Origin of the sequence: Pseudooceanicola atlanticus (assembly GCF_000768315.1) — a bacterium.
Taxonomy (GTDB): Bacteria; Pseudomonadota; Alphaproteobacteria; order Rhodobacterales; family Rhodobacteraceae; genus Pseudooceanicola; species Pseudooceanicola atlanticus.
This window is the reverse complement of the sequence record NZ_AQQX01000009.1, coordinates 97,946-124,027: the sequence shown is the minus strand read 5'-3', so window position 1 is coordinate 124,027 and position 26,082 is coordinate 97,946. Positions and strand designations below refer to the sequence as shown.

General features: G+C 62.3%; 19 protein-coding genes. 2 read left to right on the top strand and 17 right to left on the bottom strand.

The window, feature by feature from the left end:
- From ATO9_RS24935 to ATO9_RS17230, 10 genes are all read right to left on the bottom strand, one after another.
- A partial coding sequence (locus ATO9_RS24935) for a calcium-binding protein (RefSeq protein ID WP_162183081.1) occupies positions 1 to 2,600 on the bottom strand: 2,600 nt, incomplete at its 3' end.
- Between the two features lie 225 nt (positions 2,601 to 2,825).
- On the bottom strand, positions 2,826 to 5,270 hold the full coding sequence (locus ATO9_RS23620; RefSeq protein WP_156127899.1) for a calcium-binding protein: 2,445 nt from the start codon (positions 5,268 to 5,270) through the stop codon (positions 2,826 to 2,828).
- Positions 5,271 to 5,486: 216 nt separating this feature from the next.
- Entirely contained in the window at positions 5,487 to 8,291 is a 2,805-nt protein-coding gene (locus tag ATO9_RS23935) for a calcium-binding protein (protein WP_081979638.1), read from the bottom strand.
- Between the two features lie 258 nt (positions 8,292 to 8,549).
- On the bottom strand, positions 8,550 to 9,434 hold the full coding sequence (gene purU, locus ATO9_RS17260; RefSeq protein WP_043752209.1) for a formyltetrahydrofolate deformylase: 885 nt from the start codon (positions 9,432 to 9,434) through the stop codon (positions 8,550 to 8,552).
- Positions 9,435 to 9,656: 222 nt separating this feature from the next.
- Positions 9,657 to 10,751 carry a tricarballylate utilization 4Fe-4S protein TcuB gene (gene tcuB, locus ATO9_RS17255; protein ID WP_052418427.1) on the bottom strand — a complete coding sequence of 365 codons (1,095 nt, stop codon included), beginning with the start codon at positions 10,749 to 10,751 and terminating at the stop codon, positions 9,657 to 9,659.
- Positions 10,741 to 12,144: an FAD-dependent tricarballylate dehydrogenase TcuA gene (gene tcuA, locus ATO9_RS17250; RefSeq protein WP_043752208.1), complete on the bottom strand. Its 1,404-nt coding sequence runs from the start codon at positions 12,142 to 12,144 to the stop codon at positions 10,741 to 10,743. The genes tcuB and tcuA overlap by 11 nt, the downstream gene beginning before the upstream one ends.
- Positions 12,141 to 12,836 (bottom strand): GntR family transcriptional regulator, encoded by a 696-nt coding sequence (locus ATO9_RS17245; protein WP_052418426.1) that lies wholly within the window; start codon positions 12,834 to 12,836, stop codon positions 12,141 to 12,143. Before ATO9_RS17245 ends, tcuA begins: the two co-directional genes overlap by 4 nt.
- A 112-nt stretch (positions 12,837 to 12,948) precedes the next feature.
- Positions 12,949 to 13,734 carry a beta-keto acid cleavage family enzyme gene (locus ATO9_RS17240; RefSeq protein ID WP_238318797.1) on the bottom strand — a complete coding sequence of 262 codons (786 nt, stop codon included), beginning with the start codon at positions 13,732 to 13,734 and terminating at the stop codon, positions 12,949 to 12,951.
- Positions 13,735 to 13,863: 129 nt separating this feature from the next.
- Positions 13,864 to 14,790 carry an electron transfer flavoprotein subunit alpha/FixB family protein gene (locus ATO9_RS17235; protein WP_043752200.1) on the bottom strand — a complete coding sequence of 309 codons (927 nt, stop codon included), beginning with the start codon at positions 14,788 to 14,790 and terminating at the stop codon, positions 13,864 to 13,866.
- Positions 14,790 to 15,548, bottom strand: coding sequence for an electron transfer flavoprotein subunit beta/FixA family protein (locus ATO9_RS17230; protein WP_043752196.1), 759 nt, complete (start codon positions 15,546 to 15,548; stop codon positions 14,790 to 14,792). Before ATO9_RS17230 ends, ATO9_RS17235 begins: the two co-directional genes overlap by 1 nt.
- Positions 15,549 to 15,783: 235 nt before the next feature.
- Here ATO9_RS17230 and ggt point away from each other — a divergent pair, with 235 nt between their 5' ends.
- The gene (ggt, locus tag ATO9_RS17225) at positions 15,784 to 17,571 is read left to right on the top strand and encodes a gamma-glutamyltransferase (protein WP_043752193.1); all 1,788 of its coding nucleotides are present in this window, start codon (positions 15,784 to 15,786) and stop codon (positions 17,569 to 17,571) included.
- A 12-nt stretch (positions 17,572 to 17,583) separates the two neighbouring features.
- On the opposite strand, the gene ATO9_RS17220 is transcribed toward ggt, so the two are convergent.
- Complete coding sequence (locus ATO9_RS17220) at positions 17,584 to 18,003, bottom strand: hypothetical protein (RefSeq protein ID WP_043752191.1); 420 nt, start codon at positions 18,001 to 18,003, stop codon at positions 17,584 to 17,586.
- A 248-nt stretch (positions 18,004 to 18,251) separates the two neighbouring features.
- On the opposite strand from ATO9_RS17220, the gene ATO9_RS17215 reads away from it, so the two are divergent.
- Entirely contained in the window at positions 18,252 to 20,753 is a 2,502-nt protein-coding gene (locus ATO9_RS17215) for a GcvT family protein (RefSeq protein ID WP_043752187.1), read from the top strand.
- 338 nt (positions 20,754 to 21,091) lie between these two features.
- Here ATO9_RS17215 and ATO9_RS17210 read toward each other — a convergent pair whose 3' ends face one another.
- From ATO9_RS17210 to ATO9_RS24360, 6 genes are all read right to left on the bottom strand, one after another.
- Positions 21,092 to 21,436 (bottom strand): carboxymuconolactone decarboxylase family protein, encoded by a 345-nt coding sequence (locus ATO9_RS17210; protein WP_043752184.1) that lies wholly within the window; start codon positions 21,434 to 21,436, stop codon positions 21,092 to 21,094.
- Positions 21,437 to 21,502: 66 nt separating this feature from the next.
- Entirely contained in the window at positions 21,503 to 22,162 is a 660-nt protein-coding gene (locus ATO9_RS17205) for a DUF938 domain-containing protein (RefSeq protein WP_043752180.1), read from the bottom strand.
- Positions 22,159 to 23,250, bottom strand: a complete 1,092-nt coding sequence (locus ATO9_RS17200; RefSeq protein WP_043752177.1) for an NAD(P)/FAD-dependent oxidoreductase — start codon at positions 23,248 to 23,250, stop codon at positions 22,159 to 22,161. Before ATO9_RS17200 ends, ATO9_RS17205 begins: the two co-directional genes overlap by 4 nt.
- A gap of 46 nt (positions 23,251 to 23,296) precedes the next feature.
- Positions 23,297 to 24,127, bottom strand: a complete 831-nt coding sequence (locus ATO9_RS17195) for an enoyl-CoA hydratase (protein ID WP_081979637.1) — start codon at positions 24,125 to 24,127, stop codon at positions 23,297 to 23,299.
- Positions 24,124 to 25,293, bottom strand: coding sequence for a CaiB/BaiF CoA transferase family protein (locus ATO9_RS17190; RefSeq protein ID WP_043752174.1), 1,170 nt, complete (start codon positions 25,291 to 25,293; stop codon positions 24,124 to 24,126). The genes ATO9_RS17195 and ATO9_RS17190 overlap by 4 nt, the downstream gene beginning before the upstream one ends.
- Positions 25,294 to 25,338: 45 nt before the next feature.
- Positions 25,339 to 26,079 carry a GntR family transcriptional regulator gene (locus ATO9_RS24360; protein WP_156127898.1) on the bottom strand — a complete coding sequence of 247 codons (741 nt, stop codon included), beginning with the start codon at positions 26,077 to 26,079 and terminating at the stop codon, positions 25,339 to 25,341.
- Between the last annotated feature and the right edge of the window lie 3 nt (positions 26,080 to 26,082).

Below are 26,082 nucleotides of genomic sequence, written 5' to 3'. Positions count from 1 at the left end.
CGGACATTGGCGCCTTCATTGGTGAAGGTCAGATCCACCAGGCCGCGCAGGCTCGTCAGGGCCGTAAGATCAATACGTTCCACAAAGTTGTCGGGATCGTAATCTGCGATGACGGTGCCGCCCGCGCCGGCTTCGATGACGTACTGGTCATAGCCCTCTCCGCCATCTAGACGGTTGGCTCCACGCCCGCCGACAAGAATGTCATTGCCACTACCGCCTTCGAGTGTGTCGTTGCCTTCGCCGCCTTCCAGGCTATCGTTGCCTTCGCCGCCACGCAGGCTGTCATTTCCGCCGTTGCCGATAATTGTATCATCGCCTTCGTCAGCTATGACGGTATCGCCTAGTGCTCCACCAATTACGACCGTTGCATCATTGCCGGTTTGGATATTCCCACCGACATTGTCCCCAATGGTCAGCATCTGACCAGGGGTCCCGCTGGAGAGGGTGACCAATCCGGAGCCATCCAGGATCACCTGGCTAGCCGACGTCACGCCGCCGGTGTTCAGGAACATCGGAGAATTGCCGAAGCGAACCGTTAGAGCACCAGTATCAGAACTGTTAGCGTTGGCGGCGTCGATTGCGATGTCGTGTGTGCCGGTCGCGTTCGTTAGGTCCACGACTTCGACCCTGTTCAGCGCATCCAGTCGTACCTCGCCCAAGACCCGATCTTCGCCATTGATGCGCAGCACATCGATACCTGCACCGCCATTGAGAACGTCAACGTTTGCATCAAGCTGACTGATCGTCCCAAGAAGGTCAAAGACGTCAGCAGCACTGCCGCCCGTGAAGACATCGGCTCCGTCGGTCAGGGTGAACAGCATCGGAGTGTCCTGGCCGGGCATCACGAAATCTGCGGCACTCAGCGTACCGGCCGCCACACCCGATAGAATTATGACGCTGCCATCTGGTGCTTCGACACGGGCATTCCCGCCGTTTGCCGTGATCGTCAGGTCGCCGAAGCTGACACCGGCAAGGGCCCGTAGATCGAGGAATTCGTAAGTCGCCGATCCGCCGAAATCGGTGATTGTAACGGTCTCGCCGGGAGTAATGATAAAGCGGTCTGTGCCGTCGCCGCCTGTCACTTGGTTTGTTCCGGTTCCGGCCGTGATTTCGTCCGACCCTTCACCGCCATCTATCGTGTCGTTTCCGGCGCCACCTTTCAAAGTGTCATGCCCACCGGATCCGGAAATGACATCATTTCCATTGCCGCCGAGAATCGTATCGTTTTTATTCTGGCCGATTACGGTACCGTTAGCGTTGTCCGAAATCGTGATGCCTTGGCCTGCGATATCGCGAAGGGTCACCGATCCGGCTCCCTCCAGAACCACCGCCTCAGCAGACCCAATAGTCGCGGTATCGAGCGAGCCAATGATGCTGTTTCCGAACTTGATGGTGACGATGCCGTCTTCGGCACTTGCAACATGGGACGCCGAAACGGTCACCTCATGTGTGCCTGACGCGTTCGTCAGGTCGATTATTTCGATCGACGTCAGAGCATCCGTGAAGGCAGGTCCTAGGCTACGGTTGCTGCCATACACCAGGAGCGTATCAATCCCGGCGCCGCCATTCACATTGTCTTCGGCTGCACTGAGTTGAGCACTGGAGCCTATGAATTCGACAACATCGTCACCTGCACCACCAACGAAATTGTCAGGTCCCTCCAGCAGGACAAAATACTTGCTCTCGGTCTGTCCGGCAAAAAGGAAATCTTTGTCTGAGAGCGTCCCTGCTGCAACGCCAGCAAGGTTGACGGTCGTCCCCCCTGTCAGTGTCACGCGTGCGTTACCAGATACGTTCGTGATCGTCAGATCGCCAAAGTTCAATCCGGCGAAGGCCCGCAGATCGATCTGCTCGAACCCTTCGTTCCCGGCAAAATCTGTAACGGTCAGAGATTCGCCTTGCGACACCACGAAACGATCGAACCCGTCACCGCCAGTGACTGTGTTGGCGCCTGTTCCACCAGAGAGAACATCTTCTCCGTCACCGCCGGTGAAGACGTCATTTGCCGTGCTGCCAGTGATCGAATCATTAAAAGTTCCACCGGTCACATGGCCAGATATGCCGGTCGCCATCTGAACGGCTTGGTTTGCGTCAAACAAGGCAACTTGGCCGGTGCCGTTCAAGATCACATTGCCGAAACCGGCTGAAAGATCCCGCAGGTCCAAGGAAAACGGATCGCCGTCGAAGGTGAAAGTCAGGGTGTTGCTGTCAGACTGGGACATAAAGTCGTCGCTGACAGAGAAGAAGGCAGAACTGCCTGCAGTTGCGTCCAGTTCGTCGATCCCGGAAAATCCGGCCATACGTTCATAGGAAAACGCGATCGCGGACGAGCGTTCGAACAGAGCAACGTCGTGTCCAGCGCCCAGAGCCACGATGTCCGTGCCCACAAGGTTCGCGTTGTTGTTGGGAACCTCGAGTATGTCGCTCCCGGGCGTTCCCGAGATGTTGTCGTCGTTCGTCGTCAGTCGAAATGTGGCCATCTGGAAGAATGCCTTCTTGCCTGAAATTGGATTGTCGTAACCTGTGTCCTTGCGATCGGACTGTCGAGGCACTGTTGCGTGCGGCGCACCCCATGCGCCAACTGAAACCGCATGGACCATTGCATATTTGGCGTGTCAAATGAAGCCATTGACATGACCTATGCACACAAAGATTTCGTCATTTTTAAGTTTGGTTAAGATATGATATGCGACACGTCCAAATTGCGATATTATCCTTCGGCGGGATCGTTAAGCACCGATCGTTTCCTGCAAGCGCTCAGCCTTACCCAGGGTATGAAACGGGCCTCAGGCTGCCGGGAACCTTCGCCTAGCGCACTGGAACCATCATACAATCAGGATATCGTCGGCTTCGACGATGGCGCCTTGGTCGAAGCGTGCTACGAGAAGCTGTCCGCCCGCACCGGACCCATCGGCATCGAACCAGAGCCGCCCGGCGGTTTGGTCGAAAATGAAACGATCTGTGGCGTCTGCTGCAGTGTTTCCCGCTACGAATGCATCTTCGCTTAGAACGCCCTTCGCGACGGCTCCGTCAAGGATCGACGCCTTGAAGACAAGCGTGTCATCATCCCCTGCGATCGTTTCGAAATCGATGATGCGATCAATGTTGCCTGCATTAATCACTCGATCAAAGACAAAGCTGTCATCGCCGGCCTGCCCCTTCAGCACATCAAACCCTTCGCGACCGATGATCGTGTTGGAGAATGGCGTGCCGACAATCACGTTGTCTAATGCGTTGCCAATACCGTTCAGAACAGCTGGCGTACCATCGCCCTTGATAACGGTTTGCATATACAACCGCTCGATCCAGTCTTCCAGCACGTAGGATCGATAGGCGCGCACGACATCCACGCCTTCGTCCATTTGCTCAACCGCTGTGTCGCCGGGCGCACGGATGAGGTAAGTATCATCTCCTTCGCCGCCGATTAGTGTGTCATTGTTCTTGCCGCCATCAAGAATGTTGTCGCCTGCGTTGCCAGTGATGACATTCTGAAGGCCGTTGCCAGCGCCAATGGTCGCCGTACCTTCCAGCTTTAGGTCCTCAATGTGTTTCCGGCCCATCCGGAAATCGACAAAAGAAAATACCGTGTCGTGCCCAGCCCAATTGCGACTTTCAGCCACCCGATCGCCCACGTCATCCACATAGTAGATGTCGGAACCGGGGCCACCAACCATCAGGTCAGCACCGGCCTGACCGTCGATCCGGTCATCGCCGGCGTCGCCATAAATCGTGTCGTCGCCATCCAGCCCAGTCAGCAGATCACTACCGTCACCGCCAAACAGCCAATCATCATCCGATCCCCCTCGCAGGGTGTCCTCTCCGCTCCCGCCGTAAAGCGAGTCGAAGCCGCTTCCGCCAGCGAGGCTGTCATTCCCCTCGTCACCCGACAACCAGTCATCATCGTCCTGACCGAGAACAGTGTCATTGCCTTGGGCGCCTGACAGTGTATCGTTGCCGGACCCGCCGCGAATTACCTGATCGGAAGTATGCCCCACGATTTCATCAGCGGCTCCCGTGCCGTCCGTCTCAGCATTTTGAAGCAGTTGAAATTTGAGGTTGTCGCCAGCACCAGACTCTACCCAAAACAAGGCTAAGGCGCTATCCGAACCGACCAAGTCATGCGCGTAGTACCACTCGGTCCGATTGATATCCACAAGCTCAAAACTAGGTTCATCAGGGTTAAGGTAGACGATTTCGCCGGATGAATCGATGATTGTTCCTGTGATGTGACCGCGATCCCGAGAGCCGCCGCCAACGCTGCTGGTGAACAGAAATTCCCCGTTAGCGCCTGCAATCACGCCCCGGTCAAAATTTGGCAACTGGTTGGTTCTGGTTTGGAAAACGGCGTCGCCATTGGCGTCGTAGTAATAAGCGAATTCTTTGGTCGCAAGCGGGCGAGTACGATCAACATGCATCGCCCAACCGCCATCTTTTAGTGCGATGGTTTCGAAGTTTCCAAAATCATATATTGCGTAACCTCCAGTTTGATAATAATTTTGGAATTCTCCGGCGGAGGAGAGATCCGCAGAAATCTTTGAAAATATAGCAATTGTGTCATTGCTAGTGTCATATGGATTGGTGCTTGAATTGCTCAGCATGTAGCTCACGCTTGCAATCAGTTCACCGGTCACTAGCAATTCAAGTTTTGGCCAGCTATTGATTCTGGGCGCCTCGGCGTCGATGACATCAGGAAGTATTAATGTGTCGGTCGCGGTGTTTGAGCCTTCTGCGTAGCTAGAAAGTACTACTTGTAGTTTTGGGGTGGATCCACTGCCGGGCACATCTCCCACGGTTAGGACGTACACAGTTCCGTCTTCGCCAACTTGGACCGACGATGCCTGATTATCGAATTCGTTCAATCCTGGAGTGTCCACACTGACGATTTCGACAGATTCTGATGCCGGAGTGCCATCGCTCGAAAAATGGTGTACATGAACAGTCTCAAAATCATCAGCTCTAGTGACGTAAGTGAGCGCAAAGCTACCGTCTGCCAAAGGTGTGATATCATCCGGTTGAACCAGCTTGAGGTCATCGGCGGACCCGGAAAAATCAACCAGCTCGGCATCCGTCACGACTGTCCCATCTGGCTCAACGATCGCATAACGAACTGCGTCAAGAGAGGCATCTGAGTAGATGACGAGATAGTTCCCGTTGCCGAGTAATTGCGCCTTCAGAAACTCATTGTTTCGCGCGGAGTACCCATCGACGGTTGAGCCAACAACGCTTGGCCCGCTGACGGAGGTTAGGTTATGCAGATCAAGATAGCTCAAAAAAATAACTCCATTTCTTGGGGTTATCCATTTGCAAGACTCCCCGATTTTAATGTCGAATTGGAACTAACGCTAAGCCGGCATCTAACCCACAGCTAGGGCCGATCGTTGCATGGTCGGGGTTGCGAAAATCGGCACCCCCCCCAGTCAACGACCTGCGCTCGCGAAACCCAAACGTTGCAGTGAAGCAACGCTTTCGAATTAGGCTTATTCCTTTCAAAATATTTCGAAATCTGTCGCCGTCACGACCGCATTCTGTTCGAATGTCGCGACCAATTGCTGAGTTCCTGCGCCAGACCCATCGGCATCAAACCACAAGCGTCCCGTCCCCTGATCAAAGATGAATCTGTCATTTCCGTCCTGAGCTACCGTGCCCGCCCGGAAGTGCGCGCTGCTCAGGCTGCCCGCCGTAAGTCCTCCGAAAACGGCACCCTTCATCTTGAGCATGTCGCCTTCATTTGGGGTGTTCACATTGAAGTCGATGATCCGGTCCACATTTGAGGAGCCAAGCGCTCGGTCGAATACGAAGGTATCTGCACCGCCCTGTCCTTTGAGGGTGTCGCGCCCTTCACGGCCTATGATGACGTTATCGAAAGGGTTGCCGACCACCGTATTATCAAGCTCGTTGCCGATGCCGTTGATGCCAGTCACTCCTTGGCCCGCGTCGTTTCGTAGGGTTTGAAGGAACAGGTTTTCGACATTGTCAGCCAGTATGTATGCCCGGAACGCTTTGACGGCATCGATACCGCGCCCCGCCGCTTCGATTACCTCGTCACCTGGCGCGCGGACAAGGTAGGTGTCGTTGCCATTGCCGCCCATCATGGTGTCATTGTTCTTGCCACCATCGAGGACGTTGTCGCCGTTGTTCCCACGGATCTCGTTTTGCAGGCCGTTGCCTGCGCCCAGTACGGCGTTGCCGGTCAGGCGCAGGTCTTCGATATGACTGCGGCCCATGCGGAAATCGACACTTGCGAACACGGTGTCGGTTCCTCCCCAGCTTCGGCTTTCGGCCACGCGGTCGCCGGCATTGTCTACATAGAAATTGTCACTACCCGGACCGCCGTTCATTAGATCTGCACCGACACCGCCGTCCAGGGTGTCATTGCCATTGGACCCGAAGAGTGTGTCGTCGCCATTCATGCCTTCCAGGAAATTGCGTGCTCCATTTCCTTCAAGCCGATTATTCAGGTTATTTCCGGTGGCTCGACCATTTTCATTGCCTAGAAGTTCCAGGTTTTCGAAATTCGCCTGAAGTGTGTGGCTTAGAAGCGTGCGAACCGTATCAGTGCCGCTATTTGCATCTTCCTCTACGGTATCGCCGGGGGTGCGAATGAAATAGATATCGTGACCTGCGCCGCCCCGCATGGTGTCACTGCCCAACCCGCCGTCCATAAAGTTGTTCTGGAAATTGCCGACCAGAAGGTTGTCCAAGTCATTGCCAAACACATCGAGAGCGTCGCCCGTCAAAGTCACATTCTCGATATGTGCGGTCCCGATGGCGTAATCAACTGACGAAAAGACATGATCGATGCCGCCGCCATCGGCGAATTCAACAATGGAATCTCCAATGTTGTCGACGAAATAGGTGTCACCGTCATTGCCGCCATACATCATGTCGGCACCAGGTCCTCCGTCGATCGTGTCGCTGCCATTCTCGCCTTCGATGACATCGTTGCCGGCATTGCCGTTCAATGTGTCATTGCCTGATCGGCCAAAAATCAGGTCGTCGTTGACGCCTCCATTCAGCGTGTTCGCGGCGCCGTCGCCGACAAAAAGGCCTTTGGTAGAGTTCGCGATGTTTTGTATTAGGTGGAAACCGTTTGTAGATTGAATATACTCTACTTCGAACAGCCGATCCACGCCTCCTCCGGGCGCCGCGACAAGCACGGATCCGTCTCCAGGCCGGAACAGGTCCAATTGTGCGAAAGGCACGTTAAAAATGGCTACATCTCCAGGGCCGGGACCGCGGATTTCGCCATCTGGACCTCCAATGAGAACGTCGAACCCGGGTCCGCCTTGCAGGAAGTCACTGCCCGACAGACCGTAGAGCGTGTCGTCGCCCAAGTTTCCTTCCAAAATATCGGATGGACTGTCCTGTATACTTTCGGGAAAGTCGGTGCCGATCAGCACGTCTGAGAAGATAGAGCCGATAACACGTTCAATTCCACTTGCCCGTAACCTGAAGGCCCAACCTGCGCCTTGGTCTCCATCCAATTGGTTTAGGTCTACTGTGACTGGACCCGTAGCATTGGCATAGCTAATTGTGTCGATCTCGTTCGGATCGGTACCAGTGTCGGTCACAGTATCGCCGATCGGAGTGTTTGGCGACGGCGGGCCTGGCAGGTAAAGGTCATTGCCCGGGCCACCATGAAGGCCGTCTGTTCCTTCGCCACCAATGAGCGTGTCGTTGCCTCCGTCTCCTTGCAGGAAGTCATCGCCACCACGACCATCGAGAAGGTCATTGCCATCATAACCCGCCATCAGGTTGACATTGTCGGTCCCGATATAGACGTGCTGGAATGAACTTAGAAATGCCCGGAAAATCGCTGGGTTGTCCTGCAGATATGTCTGAACCAAGGCGTTTGTGAATTGTGTCGCAGGTACATTGGGTAGGGTGATAACTGCACTCAGACGGAGATTGGTTTCGAGCGACATTGCCGGTTCGTAAGGCAAGCCTTGGGTTTGAGCCGCGGACAATAGGTCATTGTAATAGTACCGGATTCCGGTGATCGTCCCACCGGTCAACGCTGTGATCGACGCATTTCCACCGATCGGCACTTGTCCCACGGTCAACCCAGTTCCGGAAAATACCATTCGAGCTAAGTTATAAAGTCCGGCACCTGGCGCAACTTCATCACCGATCGCAACGTCGCCTGGATTCAAAGGCACCGTTGGAGAGCTGTTGAGAACCTGAACAACAGGAAGTCTCGCGTTGACGGTCAATGCTCCGAACTTGAAGTATCCCTCGAGACCGCTGTGCATCTCAGCTGTCGAGCCGAAAATGGTGGCATTCCAGACCATATCAATTCCCCTCAAAATAACTTGCGTTATCGGGGCGAAATTGGCCCCGTCCGGACCTAGTCTCGAACGGAACGATGATACCAGACTATAGGCTAATCAAGTGATTTGGTTGTCTTGAAGCAGAAAAATATGGGGCCGCGCGTCGTGAGAGGCGAGGCGCCGCTTGTCCAAATCTATGTTGTTCTTAGTTTTAATTGACGTATTTATCTGAAGGTTGCCGCCCCCGGAATGGCAGCGCGTTCCGGGGGCGAGTAGCAATCAGCCCATGCGTTCAGAGGAATAGCTGCCCGGGGAAGCCGGGAAGACCACGGTCTTTGCGCCGTTCAGCAGGATGCGGTGCTGGGCATGGGCGTGGATGGCGCGGGACAGCACAGATGCCTCGACGTCGCGGCCCAGGGCCACGTAATCCGCGCCGCTCTGGGTGTGGGTGACGCGGACGGTGTCCTGTTCGATGATCGGGCCTTCGTCCAGGTCGGCGGTGACGTAGTGGGCCGTCGCACCGATCAGTTTCACGCCGCGCTCATAGGCCTGCTTGTAGGGGTTGGCCCCCTTGAACGACGGCAGGAAGGAGTGGTGGATGTTGATGATCCGCCCTTCCATCCGGGTGCACATCTGGTCGGACAGGACCTGCATGTAGCGCGCCAGGACGACCAGCTCTGCGCCGGTATCCTCGACCACTTCCATGATCCGTGCTTCGGCCTGGGGCTTGTTTTCCTTGGTCACCTTGATGTGGTGGAAGGGGATGTCGTGGTTCACGACGACCTTCTGGTAATCTAGGTGGTTGGAGATCACGCCGACAATCTCGATCGGCAGGGCGCCGATGCGCCAGCGATAGAGCAGGTCGTTCAGGCAATGCCCGAAGCGGGACACCATGACCAGCACCTTCATCTTCTGAGATTCGTCGTGGAAGGCGAATTCCATGTCGAAGGGGGCGGCGACCTCGGCGAATTTCTCGGCCAGGGTGGCGTCGTCCACGCCCTTTTCCGAGGCAAAGCTGATCCGGGTAAAGAAATGGCCGGTTTCGGCATCATCGAATTGCGAGGAATCGGTGATGTTGCAGCCCTGCTCGGCCAGGAAGGTCGAGATCGCGGCGACGATGCCGCGGGTCGAAGGGCAGGCTACGGTGAGGCAATATCTGGTCATGGCGGTCTCCTGTCGGCTGTTCCGGCCCTTTGCGGTCGGTCTTGTGCCCAGATGTTTCGATGTGTCGCGGCGAGAGAGTTGAAATCCTTGCTCTTCCTCTCGGCATTATTCACGGCACGGGAGAGAGGCAAGGCTGGTTGCGGCTTGTCTGCGACCGTTCGCGACCTGTTGCGTAAAACTGGTCGTTTCAAATGGGGGCGAGACGGCTGACCGGGATCAGCGCTAGCGGTCGCCCGCGTCGCGGACGAGGGCGGCGAAGCGGTAGAACCCATGGGCCATCTTGGAAAACGGCAGCAGCAGGAACAGCGCCAGGACCGTGCCCAAGTGGATGGCCAGCGCAATCCCCGTCGCATCACTGCCCCGCAGGGCATAGAGGATCAGGCCGGTCAGCCCGGTCAGGCCCAACAGCCAGATGAAGGCGCTTTCGCCGCCGCTGCGTCCGGGGGCGCCAAGCGCGGGATCGGCCTTCCTGCGCAGCACCAGCATGAAGGCACAGCCCGCAACCAGCAGAAGCCCGCCTGGCACGCCCAGCAGCTTGGGCATCGACCAGAACCCATAGGGTGCGGGGGCATCGAAAACGTAGTGCAGCACGGTGCCAGACGCGGTCGCGGCAAAGCACAGCAGGAAGCCGTACATCACCGCTTGGTGGGCATGGCGGCGGGCGTCAGAGAACCGTTCCGCCTTTTCGAAATTGCATCCCTGGCCTTGTCCGCCCGACAGGTTGCGCAGCCGCCCGGCGTCGCGGATCGCCTGTGCCATGGCTTTGCCCGTGACCGCACCACCACCGGTTTCGACCCAGTAGCGGCGCAGGCTGACTCCGATGGAGACAAGCGGCAACAGGAAGGCCGGGGTGAAGATCGCGACCATCGCACCGTGGGACAGCCAAGCATAGAAGCCGTCGCCTCCGCCGGGCAGGGCGGAGATGAGCCAGAAAAGCAGGGCGAGGCTCACCACCAGCATCAGCGCAACCGGCGTCGCGTGACGCTGGAACAGGCGCGCGGGCGCCTGTGGCCAGGCCAGGCGTTCCCAGCTTTCCACACGGGCCGTGGCGAGCGCACGGGGCAGGTTCAGGTCAAACTCGTGCGGGGCCGTGTATTGGCACGCGTAATAGCAGCCCCGGCAATTGTGACAGAGGTTCGCCAACTGGGTGATGTCGCCATCGGCAAAGACCTTGTCCCGGGTGATCGCGGGAAAGACCGAACAGAACCCTTCGCAATAGCGGCAGGCATTGCAGATCTCGATCTGGCGGCGGGCCTCCATCACCGGGTCGTCGGAAATCGTTCCGGGATCGGTTTGCAACGAGATATCAAGCAACATGGGCGGCGGCCTCCTGTCCCGCGATGCGGCCAAAGACTGTGCCGATGGTCATGCCGAAGCCCGCCAGGTACCCCTGTCCCAGGATTGAGCCTGCCATCATCTCTCCGGCGCTCCAGATATTGTCGTACGGGCCATCGGGACCGGCCGCGCGGGCCGTCCTGTCCACTTTGAGCCCGAGATAGGTGAAGGTCACGCCGGGGCGCAGGATGTAGCCGTAGAAGGGCGGTTCGGTGATCGGACGGGCCCAGTTGGTCTTGGGCGGCTCCAGCCCTTCCGTGGCCAGCCCGTCGAGGTCCTGCGGATGAAACTCACCGGGGCGGCAGGCGGCGTTGAAAGCTTCGATCGTGGCGATCAGACGATCCGCCGGAAGCTCCATCCGTTCGGCCAGTTCTTCCAGCGTGTCGGCGGTGATCGGCGGGTAGACCGACGGCATGAAGAGGTCGATGGAGCGGCTGTCGATGATCGAGAACCCGACCTGATCGGGCTGCGCGGCGACCAGCCGGCCCCAGATCGCGTAACGCTTGGGCCAGGTATCCTCGCCCTCGTCATAGAACCGTTCGCCGTCGCGGTTCACCACGACCGAGAAGGGCACGCAATCCAGCCGCGTGGCAATTCCGCCGTCGAATTTCGGCGCCCGCCCGTCAATGGCGACGGCATGGCACTGGGTCGGATCGCCGACGCTTTGCGCGCCCTGGTCCAGCATGTCCTTCAGCACGACGCCGCGGTTGTAGGGTGTGCCGCGGATCAGGAAGTTCCGTGCCGACGGCCCCCAGGCCCGCGCCAGCCAGTCGATGTCGGACTGGAACCCGCCCGAGGCCAGGATAACCGCGCGTGTCGCGAAGCGCAGGGGCGTGTCGCCAATCGTGGCCTCCACATGGGTCGCGCGGCGGCCCTCCATCGCCACATGCGTGACCTGCGCATCATAAAGCACGCGAACGCCCAGATCCTCGGCCGTCAGGTAATAGGCGTTCACCAGCGCCTTGCCGCCGCCCAGGAAGAAGGCGTTCGTCCGGTCCAGCGACAGCGTGCCGGCCAGCGAGGGCTGGAACCGCACGCCATGGGCCTGCATCCAGGGCAAACACTCCGCCGAGGTCCGGATCGTGTGGCGGGCCAGGTCCTCGTCGGTTTCGCCCTTGGTCACGCGCAGCAGGTCGGCCCAGAATTCCTGTTCGTCATAGCTTTCGACCAGAGGTCCGAGCGCGCCGTGATGCATGCAGCGAAAGTTGCGGGTGTGGCGGGAATTGCCGCCGCGATAAGCCTTGGGCGCACCTTCCAGGATCAGGACTTTCGCCCCGGCCTCTGCCGCCTCGATGGCGGCGCAGAGCGCGGCATTGCCGCCGCCGGCGATGACGATGTCCCAGCTTTCCTTGGCCAGTGCCTGTGCGTCGTTCATGATGCCGTGCCTTCGCCGGCGCGGTCGCGCAGCATCCGCAGGCGTTCGGATTGTGCGCCTTCCATGTGCTGCCGCATCAGGCGCTCTGCCGTCTCGCCGTCACGGGCGCTCAGCGCTTCGATCACCGCGTCATGTTCGCCGATGGCAGCCTGCGCCCGGTCGCGCGATTCCATGCTGGTCGGGCCGAGGATCAGCATCGTCGTCTCGACCGACGCCATGGAGCTGTGCAGGAACCGGTTGCGCGCCGCATCCAGCAGGCGACGGTGGAACAGGCGGTTCAGCGCGGCCATGCGGTCGGGCGTGGCGATGGCGGCTTCCATGTCACGGTTGATCTCGCGCAGCTCCGCGATTTCGATATCCGACGCGGCCCGCGCGGCCAGGCGCGCGGCGGTAGATTCGAAGACGCAGCGCATCTCGTAAAGCTCCATGATCTCGGAATAATCCAGCTGGCGGATCACGGCGCCGGTGCGCGGCTGATGTTCGACAAGCCCTTCCGATTCAAGCCGCCGGATCGCCTCCCTGACCGGGGTGCGGCTGATCTGGAGCCGCGCGGCGACCTCCGTCTCGGTCAGGCGGGTGCCAGGGCGGAGCTGGCCGGACCGGATTTCCTCTCTCAGCGCATCATAGGCGCTCTGCCCGTGCAGGGGGCGCGGGTCGGTTGCAGGGATCGGCAGGGGCGTGGCGCTCGTCATGCATCCAAGCGTATACAGTTGGATACACAATGGTCAAGCGATGTGACGCACGGGACCAGGCACGCCAGGCGGCACCGGACCGGAAGGCCACGGATCGGAATTCAGGAAGAGGCTAGCCGAGCAGAGCCAGGGCCGACGCGACATCCGCCACCCGTTCCGCATTGTCGCGGGCGGCGCGGCCATCGGACATCAGAAGCGAATTCTCGAAGCCGACGCGGACCTTGCCGCCCAGTTCGGCGGCGCGGGTCAGGCAGGCGGTTTCCTCGGCCCCGAAGGCGCAGAGCATCCAGTCGAAGCTGTGCCGGGACGCGCCGTCAAGATAGTCCAGGTGCCGGTCCAGATCGGCCAGGTCCGGGCGCGCGCCAGCATAGCTGCCCAGGACCAGTTGCAGCAGGTGGTGTCTGCCGGGGATACGGCCATCTGCCAGCGCGTCCAGGAAGCTGCGGGTTTCCTGCGGATCGTAGAGGATGTGCTGGATGGCGACGCCCGCCTCTGCCGCCCAATGGTAGAAGTCCTGGACCTGGGGCCAATCCTCGGGACGCCGCACCATTTCGCGCAGCGCGACCGAGACGTGATCGGGGCGCAGCGCGCGGACCATGGCCTGCTGCTCTGCAGCATCGTAGCGACCGGCCGCCTCTGACGTGACCTGGATATAGCCGGCCGGGGCCTCCGCCGACAGGCGGTCCAGCAGGGCGCGGTAGCGTCCGGCGTCCAGCAGATGGGCACCATCCGCGTCGCGGATATGCAGATGCAACCCGTCGGCGCCCGCGGCGGTGCATTGGCGCCATGTCTCGATCACCGCGTCGTCGGTGATGGGCAGTTCCGGGTGGTCGGCGGGCATGCGGCGCGCACCGTTGGGCGCGACCATGATGCGGGGCAGAGGGGCTGGAAATGTCACGGGGTCTTCTCCGGTTCGGTCCGGGCCACGGTCGCGGGTTTCGAGGGCAACGGCAACCACCGCAACGAAAAAGGCCCGCCACGGGGGCGGGCCTTCGATCCTGTCGGGCCTGGGATCAGGCCGGCGGGATCACAGCTTTTCGGTCAGTTCCGGAACAGCTTCGAAGAGGTCCGCGACCAGGCCGTAATCGGCAACCTGGAAGATCGGGGCTTCTTCGTCCTTGTTGATCGCGACGATGACCTTGGAGTCCTTCATGCCAGCAAGGTGCTGGATCGCGCCGGAGATGCCGACAGCGACATACAGTTCCGGTGCAACGACCTTACCGGTCTGACCCACCTGCCAGTCGTTCGGCGCATAGCCCGAGTCGACAGCGGCGCGCGACGCGCCAACGGCGGCGCCCAGCTTGTCGGCCAGTTTCTCGATCAGCGCGAAATCCTCTTCGGAGCCGACGCCGCGGCCGCCGGAGACGACGATACCCGCAGAGGTCAGTTCCGGACGATCGCTTTCGGCCATCGCGTCGGACACCCACTCGGACAGGCCGGGGTTGTCTGCGGTGGCTGCGTCCTCGACCGAGGCAGAGCCGCCGTCGCCAGCCGCGTCGAAGGTGGAGGTCCGGAAGGTGATGACCTTCTTCTCGTCCTTCGACTTCACGGTCTGGATCGCGTTACCGGCATAGATCGGACGCTCGAACGTGTCGGCATCGACCACGGCGGTCACGTCGGTCAGGATCATCACGTCCAGCAGGGCTGCGACGCGCGGCATGATGTTTTTCGCATCGGTCGTGGCGGGGGCCACGATGTGCGAATAATCACCGGCCAGCGACACGATCAGCGCGGCAACGGGTTCGGCCAGGCGGTGACCATAGAGGTCATCCTCGGCCACCAGCACCTTGGAAACGCCGTCGATCTTGGCAGCGGCTTCGCCCGCGGCCTTGGCAGAGGCGCCAGCGGCCAGAACGGTCACGTCGCCCAGGGCTTTCGCGCCCGAGACGGCCTTGGCGGTTGCATCCAGCGACAGTTCGCCGTCCTGGACTTCGGCAAGCAGAAGAACGGCCATTACACGATCCCCTTCTCTTTGAGTTTCGCCACGAGGGTATCCACGTCGGGCACCATCTCACCGGCCTTGCGCGCTTCGGGCTCGGAGGTCTTGACGATCTCCAGGCGCGGGGACACGTCGACGCCGAAATCTTCGGCAGTCTTTTCGTCCAGCGGCTTTTTCTTGGCCTTCATGATGTTCGGCAGCGACGCGTAACGCGGTTCGTTCAGGCGCAGGTCGGCGGTGATGATGGCGGGCATCTTCACCTTGATGGTCTGCAGGCCGCCATCGACTTCGCGCTTCACGACAGCGCTGTCGCCGTCGATGTCCAGCTCGTTCGCGAAGGTCGCCTGGGACCAGCCCAGCAGCGCCGACAGCATCTGGCCGGTGGCGTTCATGTCGTTGTCGATCGCCTGCTTGCCGGCGATGACCAGGCCCGGCTGTTCCTCGTCGATGACCCCTTTCAGGATCTTCGCGACGGCCAGGGGCTCGATATCGGTGTGCACGTCATCGGCCGCGACAACCAGAACGGCGCGGTCGGCGCCCATGGCCAGCGCGGTGCGGAGCGTTTCCTGCGCCTGCTTGACACCGACGGAGACGACGACGACTTCTTCGGCCTTCCCGGCTTCCTTCAGGCGAATGGCCTCTTCGACGGCAATCTCGTCGAAGGGGTTCATCGACATTTTGACATTGGCAAGATCGACGCCCGATCCGTCCGCTTTCACGCGAACCTTCACGTTGTAGTCGATCACGCGTTTGACAGGCACCAGCACCTTCATCTGCGGTCACTCCCTTTTGAATTACTATGACCCGCCCCGGATTCGAGGCAGGCCGTTCCCGCGTGTTGATATATTCTTCATTTCGGCGGTGACAGATCAAAATCGACCTCTTAGCGCGACGTGACGCCGCGAATTTCCGATTTGCGGGTTTGAATTCTGCAATGCGGAACGGTGGAGCCAATCTGAAAGCGCGCTAGAGTGGTAAGGGAATCACTTCCCTCCGGAGACACCGTCGATGCGCCCCATTCCGATCCTGACCGCTCTTGCCCTTGTTAGCGCTCCCGTTTTTGCCCAACAGGCCACCGATGCGGTGCCACCGGAAATGACCACCGACCTCTCTGCGCCGGTCGCCGATCCGGGGCTGCGGGCCTCGCAGACGGCCAAGGCCGAGGGGCGGTCGGTCGAGGCGTCGAACTGGATGATTTCCGCCGCGCATCCGCTCGCCGTGCAGGCCGGGGCAGATGTGCTGCGGGCAGGCGGCACGGCTGCGGATGCGATGGTCGCCGCACAGGCGATGCTGGGGCTGGTCGAACCGCAAAGCTCCGGCCTAGGCGGGGGCGGGTTCCTTGTCTACTACGACGCCGATCTGGGAGAGGTGTTCACGCTGGACGGTCGCGAAACCGCACCGATGGATGCGACCCCGACGCTGTTCCAGACCGAGGGCGAGCCGATGGGGTTCTTCGAGGCCGTCGTCGGCGGCCTTTCGGTGGGCGTGCCGGGAACGCCCGCGCTGATGGCGGGCACGCATCAACGCTGGGGCACCATCCCGTGGCCCGACCTGCTGGCGCCCGCCATCAACCAGGCCGAGGCGGGGTTCGAGGTGTCTGCAAGGCTTGCCGCCATGGTCGGCTTCGACCAGGACCGATTGGTCCTGCATCCCGAAACCTCTGCCTATTTTCTGCCCGAGGGCGCGCCGCTGGCCGCCGGTGACCTGCTGAAGAACCCGAAATACGCCGAAACCCTACGCCTGCTGGCCGATGGTGGTCCGCAGGCGTTTTACGAGGGGCCGATGGCCGGTCTCATCATGTCCGCCGTGCTCAACGCGGTGCAGCCCGGGTTATTGAGCGAATGGGACATGCGCAACTACACGATCCGTGAGCGGGATGCGGTCTGTTCAGCTTTCCAGAGCTACGAAGTCTGCGGCATGGGCCCGCCCTCGTCGGGCGCTGTGGCCGTGGGACAAATCCTTGGACTGGCCGATGCCTATTACGACGGTGCGATGCCCGACGTCTCTGCGGAGACCGAAGTTCTGACGGTCTGGGGCAATGCCGGTCGCCTCGCCTTTGCGGACCGGGGCCGCTACCTGGCCGACAGCGATTTCGTGCCCGTCCCGGTGACCGGGCTGCTCGACCCCGCCTACCTGGCCGACCGCGCGACCGAAGACATGGGGACCGGCGCGTTGGAAGATGTCACCCCCGGCACGCCGGAATTCGACCATGCGCTTCTCTGGGCGGATCACGTGGGACGTGCGCTGCCCTCCACCACGCATTTGTCGATCGTGGATCAATATGGCGACGCGCTGAGCCTGACATCGAGCATTGAAAACGCCTTCGGCAGCCGGGTGATGGTCGGGGGCTTCCTGCTGAACAACCAGTTGACCGATTTCTCCTTCCGCTCGCATCGCGACGGCGTGCCGATTGCCAACCGGGTGGAGCCGGGCAAGCGGCCCCGGTCTTCCATGTCGCCGACCATCGTTCTGGAGGACGGCAAGCCGGTTCTGGTCATCGGGTCGCCCGGCGGGTCGCGGATCATCGGTTATGTCGCGGAAACCATCTGGCGGGTGCTGGGCGAGGGGCAGGACATCCAGGCCGCCATTGCCGCGCCCCATGCGGTGAACCGGTTCGGCACCTACGATATCGAGGCCGGGCCAGGGTCCGAGGATCGCGCCGCGGAGCTTGAGGCGCGCGGTTTCAAGGTGTCGGTGCGCGACCTGAATTCCGGCCTGCATGGCATCGTGATCGGCCCGGACGGCCTGCGCGGCGGCGCCGATCCCCGGCGCGAGGGGCTGGCCTACGGGGAATGAGGGGCGCGGTGCTCAGTAATCCGTGCGCGTCAGCGTCTCGGTCCACATGATGTGATTGCCGTCCGCGTTGCTCTGTGACGACCCCCAGACGTGGCAATTGCCGTGGTTGTCGAACAGGTAGGTTGTCTCGACCATCGTGTCGGGCATCGGAATGTCGAAATGAACCAGGTGGCGCGTCTGGTAGCCACGCCCCTCGATCGGCCCGATCTCGAATTTCAGAAGGGAGGGCGCGGTTTCGACGAGGATCAGGCTCAGGTCGATATCCTCGGCATCCGGTTCCTCGTGAAACTCGTGCACGAAAGACAGGCCCAGCCCCTCGTCCCGCGGGCTGAGATACAGATTCACCCGGTAGGCATGGGTTTCGCCCTTGTCGTCGCGCCAGCGACCTGTGCCTGCGAAAGTGCCGTAATGGGTGTCGTCAAGCCGGGCCATGCATCGTCCTGTCTGCTCCTCGCCGCCTGTACGGCGGCTGCGCTCTATCTCTAGTGCCGCGCTGCGTAATTGTCATCCGGCCTGCTGCGGTGCGCAGCGCAAGTCCCGTGATCCTGGCGGTCCGGAGGCCCCGCTGCCCAGGAATAATTCACCGAGGTCGGTTTCGGGCCTGAAAATGTCGGCTGGGCCGTGCGCGGCCTGTGCGTCCTGCTAAAGGTGAGGAAGGTTCAGCCAAGGGATTCCGGCCAATGAAAACGCATGTCAAAGCTCTGGTCGTCGGCGGCGGCGCCGTCGGCACCTCCATCGCATATCACCTGGCCAAGGCCGGTTGGAACGACGTTATGCTGCTGGAGCGGGACGAGCTGACCTCGGGCTCCACCTGGCACGCGGCCGGTCTGCTCCCGCTCTTCAACATGAGCTACGCGACGACCCACATCCACAAGTACTCGGTCGATTTCTACAAGACGCTGGAGGCCGAAACCGGCCTGAATGCGGGCTTCTCGGTCGTGGGCAACCTGCGCATGGCGCAGACGAAGGCCCGGATGGACGAATACATGGTCTACGCGACCACCGCCGAAACCGCCGAGGTCCCCTACGAGTGGATGACCCCCGCGCAGATCAAGGACCGCTGGCCGCTGGTCAATGTCGAAGGGCTGGAAGGTGCGATCTTCCACCCGACCGATGGCTACATCAACCCCGCCGACGTCACCATGGCGATGGCCAAGGGCGCCCGTCAACGCGGCGTGATGATCGAGCGGAAGTGGCAGGTCGATGGCTACGAATGGACCGGGTCCGAGTGGAAGGTGACCTGCACCAAGATGGTCGAGAAGGGCGGCAACCTTGTCCCCTCCGAAGAACAGATCGTCATCACCGCCGAACATGTCGTGACCGCCACTGGCAACCACGCGCAGCGCACCGCGAAGCTGCTGGGCATCAAGACGCCGGCGATCCCCGTTGAACACCAGTTCATCGTGACCGAACCCGATCCGGCACTGGTCGAATACCGCAAGAACGGCGGCGCAGAGCACCCGGTCCTGCGCGATGCCGACGCCAAGTGGTACGTCCGCGAGGAGCGGGGCGGCTGGATCCTCGGGCCCTACGAGCTGAACGCGCCTGCGCGCTTCCGCTTCGGCGTGCCCGACAGCTTCCGCGCCGACCTCTTCCCGCTCGACCTGGAGCGGATCGAGGAAGAATACATGTCGATGATCCATCGTCTGCCCTCCTCCGAAGAGGTTGGCCTGAAGGACGATTTCAACGGCCCGATCTGTTACACCCCCGATGGCAACCCGCTGGTCGGCCCGGCGCCGGGCCTGCGCAACATGTGGCTCGCCGAAGGCTTCTCCTTCGGGATCACGGCGGCCGGCGGCACCGGCTATTACCTGGCGCAGATGATGGTGGAAGGGGAGGCCGAGATCGACATGGCCTCGCTCGACCCCAAGCGGTACGGGTCGTGGATGACCTCGGAATACGCGGTCAAGAAGAACGAGGAAGCCTACGAGCACGTCTTCATCCTGCACCACCCCGACGAGGAACGCCCCGCCGCGCGTCCCCTGCGCACTGCGCCGGTCTATGACCGCCAGAAGGCGCTTGGCGCGCAGTTCGGCCAGGTGAACGGCTGGGAGCGTCCGAACTACTACGGCCCGCTCGATGCCGATGACAATTTCGACCACGACGCCCGGTCCTTCCGCCGTGGCGGCTGGTGGCAACATGTCCACGACGAGGCCAAGGCGATCCGCGAAGGCGTCGGCCTGATCGACGCCACCGCCTTCACCAAGCACCTGGTGAAGGGGCCGGGCGCGACCGCCTTCCTCGACTGGTTCACCTGCAACAAGCTGCCCAAGACCGGCCGGATCAACCTGACCTACGCGCTGACCGACAAGGGCACGACGCGGACGGAATACACCATCGTCCGGCTGGCCGAGAACGAGTATTACCTGATCTCTGCCGGTGCATGGACCGCCTATGACGGCGACTTCCTCCAGAAGGCGATCGAGGACAAGATCCCCGAGTTCGGCTGGATCTCCTGCCATGACGTGACCACCCAGTGGGGCGTCTTCGCCATCGCCGGACCGAAATCCCGCGATGTGCTGGCCAGCCTGATCCGCGACGCCGAGCCCGAGACGGCCCTGTCCAACAAGCGCTTCCCCTGGCTCTCGATGCGCGACATCGAACTGGGCATGTGCCCGGTCCGCGCCATCCGCGTGGCCTATACCGGCGAGCTGGGCTGGGAACTGCATCACCCGATCGAGATGCAGGCCTATCTGTGGGACCAGCTGATGGAAGCCGGCAAGCCGCACGGGATGAAGCTGGTCGGTGCCCGCGCCCAGAACTGGCTGCGCCAGGAGAAGAGCTACCGCGCCTTCGGCCACGAACTGGGCCGCGACGCGACCCCGGCCGAGGCCGACCTGCCGCGCTTCATCGACCTGTCGAAGGAGTTCAACGGCAAGGAGGCGATGGAGGCGACCGGCATCCGCGCCAAATGCGTCACCGTGCTGATCGACGGGCCGGAAGATGCCGATCCCTGGGGCCGCGAGGCGCTCTATGATGGCGACACCAAGGTCGGGCGCCTGACCTCGGGCGGCTATTCCGTGGCCTTCGGGAAATCCATCGGCATGGGCTATGTCTCGCCCGAACTGGCAGTGCCGGGGCAGAAGCTGAAGCTGAAGATGCTGAACCAGCTGTGGGATGCGGTCGTGACCGAGGACAGCCCCTACGATCCCAAGAACGAGGTCATCCGCAAGGACGGCTGAGGGCGATCCAAAGGCGCGCCGCTGCACGGCGCACACGATCATGGCTGATATCCCTGCGGGGATATCAGCGGTGCCTCCGGCGGGGATATTGACCGGCCAGATGAAAGGGATTTGTTCACCTTTGTCTGCGACCGTTCAAAGGCGGTACAGGCGGGGACGCCGATGACCGTGCCAGGTGAAAGGCCCCTGCAGCACTGCGACGGATAGCGGACGGCGGGGGCCGACCCTGGGTCTGTCGATGCCTTGGCGTCCATGGCGATCGGGTGTGGCCGGGCGACGTACCGGAATGGTGTGCGCCGCAGGCGCGCGATTGGATCAGAGCCTGGGGGCAGGTGCGGTCAGCCCGCCTTTGCCGCGAACTGGTCGTAGCATTCCAGGGCTTTGGCCGCGTACATCATCGACGGGCCGCCCCCCATCTGGATCGTCATGCCCAGAACATCGGCCACTTCCTCGCGTGTTGCGCCGTTGCGGATCAGCGTGTCGATATGCAGCGCGATGCAGCTGTCGCAATGGGTGGCCACGGCGATGCCGAGCGCGACGAATTCCTTGGTCTTGAAGTCGAGGACGCCGTTCTCCTTCACCCCTTTGCTGAGCGTGGCAAAGCCCTTGCTGGCCTCCGGCGCAGCCTTGTAGAGCGCGCGCAGCTGGTCGCGTGTGCCTTCGATCTTGGCGGTCCAGTCCATCGTGAAAACCCTCAGTTGTGTCAGGGGCATATGGCCTGACCGGCCGGATCGCAGCCTTGATCCAGATCAGAGGGGGCGGCGGCCCACGAAGGCCAGGTTGTTGGCGGGCATCTCGACCGGTGCGTCCGGCGTCAGGCCGGCCTCTTTCAACAAGTCGAGCATCCAGCGATCATCCTTGTACCCGATCTGCGGATCGGCGGCGCGCAGGTCGGCGTGGAACCGGGCATCCCCGTCCGAGGTCAGCTGCCCGCTCCGCATGAAGGGCCCGTAGAAGACGGCCACGCCGCCGGGCGCCAGCGCTGTCGCGGCCTCGCGGATCAGGGTTGTGGCCTCGTGTTCGGCGATCAGGTGCAACAGGTTGACCAGCAGGACCAGGTCCTGCGCCTCGTGCCCCGCCGCCCATCCCGGGCGGGTCGCGTCAAGGGCGACGGCGGGTCGGATGTTGGCCAGCCCCGCTTCGGCGGCGTAGGCGTCGATGGAGGCCAGCCGCACCGGGTCGACTTCTGTCGGTTGCCAGATCGTCAGCGGCAGGCGGGCCGCGTGCCGCACGACGTGCTGGCCGGAACCGGAGGCGATCTCGAGCGCTTGCCCGGGGTCGTCGCCACGCAATCCGGCCACGAGGTCGGAGATCGGTCCGGCATTGCGCTCCGCCGCGGGCAGGTGCAGCCGGCCATCGCCCAGGTCTTCGGCGACCCGCGCCGCAGGGGGCAGGGACCGGCCGGTCACCGTGTGAACCTTTCGGGGCTGAGCGCCGTGATGACCTCGGATGGCAGGTCCGACGGCCGTCCTGCGATCAGCGCCGCCGTCAGGCGGGCCGCCGCGGGGGCCGTCTGGAACCCGTAGCCACCCTGGCCGGCGAGCCAGATGAAATCGGGGCGTGTCGGATCGCGACCGATGACCAGGGTCCGGTCCGGGGCGAAGGTGCGCAGCCCGGCCCAGGTCGCTGCGGGGCGCGGGATGTCCATCGTCACCATGTCGTCGAACCGGGCCAGCCCTTCGGCGATGACCATGTCGTCAGCCCAGGCATCCATCGGCGCGATCTGGTCTTCCTCGGCCGGGGAGACGATCAGCATCCCGGCATCGGGCTTGGCGTACCAGCGTTCCCCGACACTGTCGATGAAGGCCCATTTCGACGGGTCCATGCCGCCGGGCAGCGGCAGGCGGGCCATCGACCGGCGCAGCGGCGTCAGGCCGATCGGCGGAAGGCCGGCCAGAGTCGCGACCTCATCGGCCCAGGCGCCGGCGGCATTGACCAGGACCCGTGCGGAATAGCTTTCGCCCCCCGCTTCGACCCGCCACCCTGCGCTTCCGTTGATCGCTGTCACGCGGGCGCCGGTGACGATCTGGGCGCCGGCCTTCAGCGCGCGGCGACGGGCGTTCTGGACCAGCAGGTCGGTGTCGATATCCGACGTATCCTCGCGGATCGCCGCATGGGTGACGCGGGTCGGGTCGAGCAGAGGGAACAGGCGCTGCGCATGATCCATGTCGATCCGGGTCAGGCCGAAATCCGCGGCCTCATGGGCAAAGGCGTCGGGCTCTTCCTCGGTGCCCAGCAGCATCATCGGTCGCGGCGTCAGAACGCCGCCATCCGCCGTCGCGTGGTGATCTGCGCTGGCCGAGTTCAGCGCGCGGACGACGGTATTGCCGTAGCTTTCCAGGAACATCGCGGCGGACCGGCCAGAGGCATGGTGCGCCAGGTGGTCTTCGGCCTCCAACAGGGTGACGCTGCCAAGCGCCGACAATTCCGCTGCGGCGGTGACGCCGGCGACGCCGCCGCCAATGATGAGGATATCGGGGTCAGTGATCTGGGTCATGGGCCGAAGATGGCAGGAACAGGCGCGGCGTCAACCACGGGCTGGCCTATCGTCCCTTGAAGACCGGCGCCCGCTTTTCCGCAAAGGCCGCGCGGCCCTCCTTGTAATCCTCGCTGTCGAAACAGGCCTGGATGGCGGCTTCGATGCTTGCCACGTCGCGCTCCCCGGCATCCTGCCCGACGGCGTGAATGGCCATCTTTGCGGCGCGCATGGTCAGCGGCGCGTTGCCTGCGATCTGGGCCAGGTACTCGTCCGCCGCGGTGTCGAAGCCGTCGACCGGCAGAATGCGGTTGATCAGGCCCATCGAAAGCGCCTCTTCGGCGGAATATTTCCGGGCGGTGAAGAAGATCTCGCGCGCATTTGCGGGGCCGACCACGTCGGTCAGCGCCTTGATCCCGGAGTACCGATACCCCAGCCCCAGCTGCGCGGCAGGCACGGCAAACCGGGTATCCTCGGCCGCGATCCGCAGGTCGCAGCCGAGCGCCGTGGCCATCCCGCCACCGACGCACCAGGTGCGGATGACCGCGACCGTGGGCAAGGGGCAATTCACGATCGCCGCGTTGGCCGCCGTGCCCACGCGGTCATATTCGGCGACCTGTTCGGGGGTCGACCGCCGGGTCGCGAATTCCGAGATATCCGCGCCCGAGATGAAGGAGCTTTCGCCCTCGCCCCGCAGGGCCACGACACGTACGTCGGAGGTTTCGGCCATGTCGGCAATGGCCGCGGGCACCTGCCGCCACATCGTGTAGGTCAACGCGTTGCGCCGCTTCGGGTTGGAAAAGATGACCCAGCCGACGCCGTCGCGAACCTCGGTGCGCAGATGGGGGGTGTAGCCATCGGCTTCGGGTTCGGCGGGAATAGTGGCGAGCTTGCTCATGCGATGCCTCCGTTGCGCAGGGCGGTGATCTGGTCGGACGTATAGCCCAGTTCCGACAGGACCTCATCCGTATGTTGACCGCAATCGGGTGTCGCCGATCGCATCACCGGGCTGATCCCATCGATCTGGATCGGTTGCCCGACCAGCCGCTGGCGTCCCCGCGTCGGGTGATCAACCTCGGCCACGATGGGCAGGTGCTGAACCTGCGGATCGGCAAAGACCGCGTCGATGCTGTTGATCGGCCCGCAGGGGATGCCGGTGGCCAGCAGGGCCTCGGTCAGGTCACGGGTCGTCCAGGTGCGCGTCAGGTCATAGAGCAGCGCGTTCAGCGCCGCGCGGTTGGCAAGGCGCGCCTTCGGCGTGGCGTATTCGGGAGACTCCACAAGGTCGGGGCGACTGATGACGGTGCAGAAATCGCGCCACATCCGCGCGCCGTTCACCGCGATGTTCATCAGCCCGTCCGAGGTCGGGTAGACGCCCATGGGCACGGCGGTCGGATGGTCGTTGCCGGCCTGGCCCGGCACCTCCCCATCGATCAGCCAGCGCGCGGCCTGGAAATCCAGCATCGCGATCTGGGCCTGCAGAAGGCTCGATTGCACCCATTGGCCCTGGCCTGTCCGTTCCCGCTCCAGCAGGGCCATCATGAGGCCCATGGCGCAGAACAGCCCCGCCGTCAGGTCTGCGATCGGCACACCCACCCGCACCGGACCCTGGCCCGGCAGGCCGGTGATCGACATCAGCCCACCCATGCCCTGCGCCACCTGGTCGAAACCGGGCCGGTCCGCATAGGGGCCGGTCTGGCCAAAGCCCGAGATCGACCCCAGGACGAGCCGTGGATTGCGTGCATGCAGCGTCGGCCAGTCCAGCCCCAGCCTGGCCTTCACCCCGGGGCGAAAGTTCTCGACCAGCACATCGGCGCCGTCGATCAACTTGCCCAGAACCTCCTGACCTTCCTCGGTTTTCAGGTCGAGCGTCAGGCTGCGCTTGTTGCGGTGCAGGTTCTGGAAATCCGAACTGTCGCGGTTGCCATAGCCCGCCTCGTCCTGCGGCGGTTCGATCTTGATGACATCGGCGCCCCAATCGGCGAATTGCTTCACGCAGGTCGGGCCGGACCGGATGCGGGTCAGGTCCAGCACCTTGAACCGGTCGAGGGGTAGCTGCGGCATGGCGGGTCTCCGTTCAGTCTGTCTGGGGCAGGGCGGCGTCGCGGGTCATTCGTCGGACAGATGGGCCGGGCGGGGTGCTTTGAGGGCGGCGACAAGGTCGGCATAGACCCGGCCGCCCGACAGGATGTGATCACGCATCGCGTCACGGGCGGCATCGGCATTGCCGTTGCGGATCGCTTCGACCACCCGGCCATGTTCCTGCCAGGAGCGGTCCAGCCGTGCCGTCTGGGTCAGGCTGGAGGCATGGTAGAACGCCATGCGCGTGCGTGTATCCCGGATCATCCGGGCCAGGTATTCGTTGCGCGCCCCGGCATGGATCAATTCATGAAACCGGGTGTTCATGGCGATATAGGCCGCGCTGTCCCGACCGGTCACGGCGGCATGGCTGTCGGAGTGCAGCGCGATCAGCGGGGGCAGTTCCGGTCCTGTCATGCGCTCTGCCGCAAGGCCCGCGGCTTCGGCTTCAAGCAGGGCAAGCGTTTCCATCATCGCCACCGCTTCTTCCGCGCCGAGCGCGGCGACGACAGCCCCCTGGCGGGGCCGCATCTGGACCAGGCCGGCGGCGGCCAGCTGCATGATCGCTTCGCGGGCGGGGGTGCGCGAGATATCGAACCGGGCGGCCAGAGATGCCTCGTCGATCCGGTCGCCGGGGCGCAATTGCCCGGCATGGATCTCGCTTTCCAAGGCGCGGCGGATGGTTTCACTGGCGCGGGGCAGGGGCGTGGCTCCGGTTTGCAGGTATGGTGTCTGGCTTCTTATGTATACACAAGGGTCCAGATTGTACATATT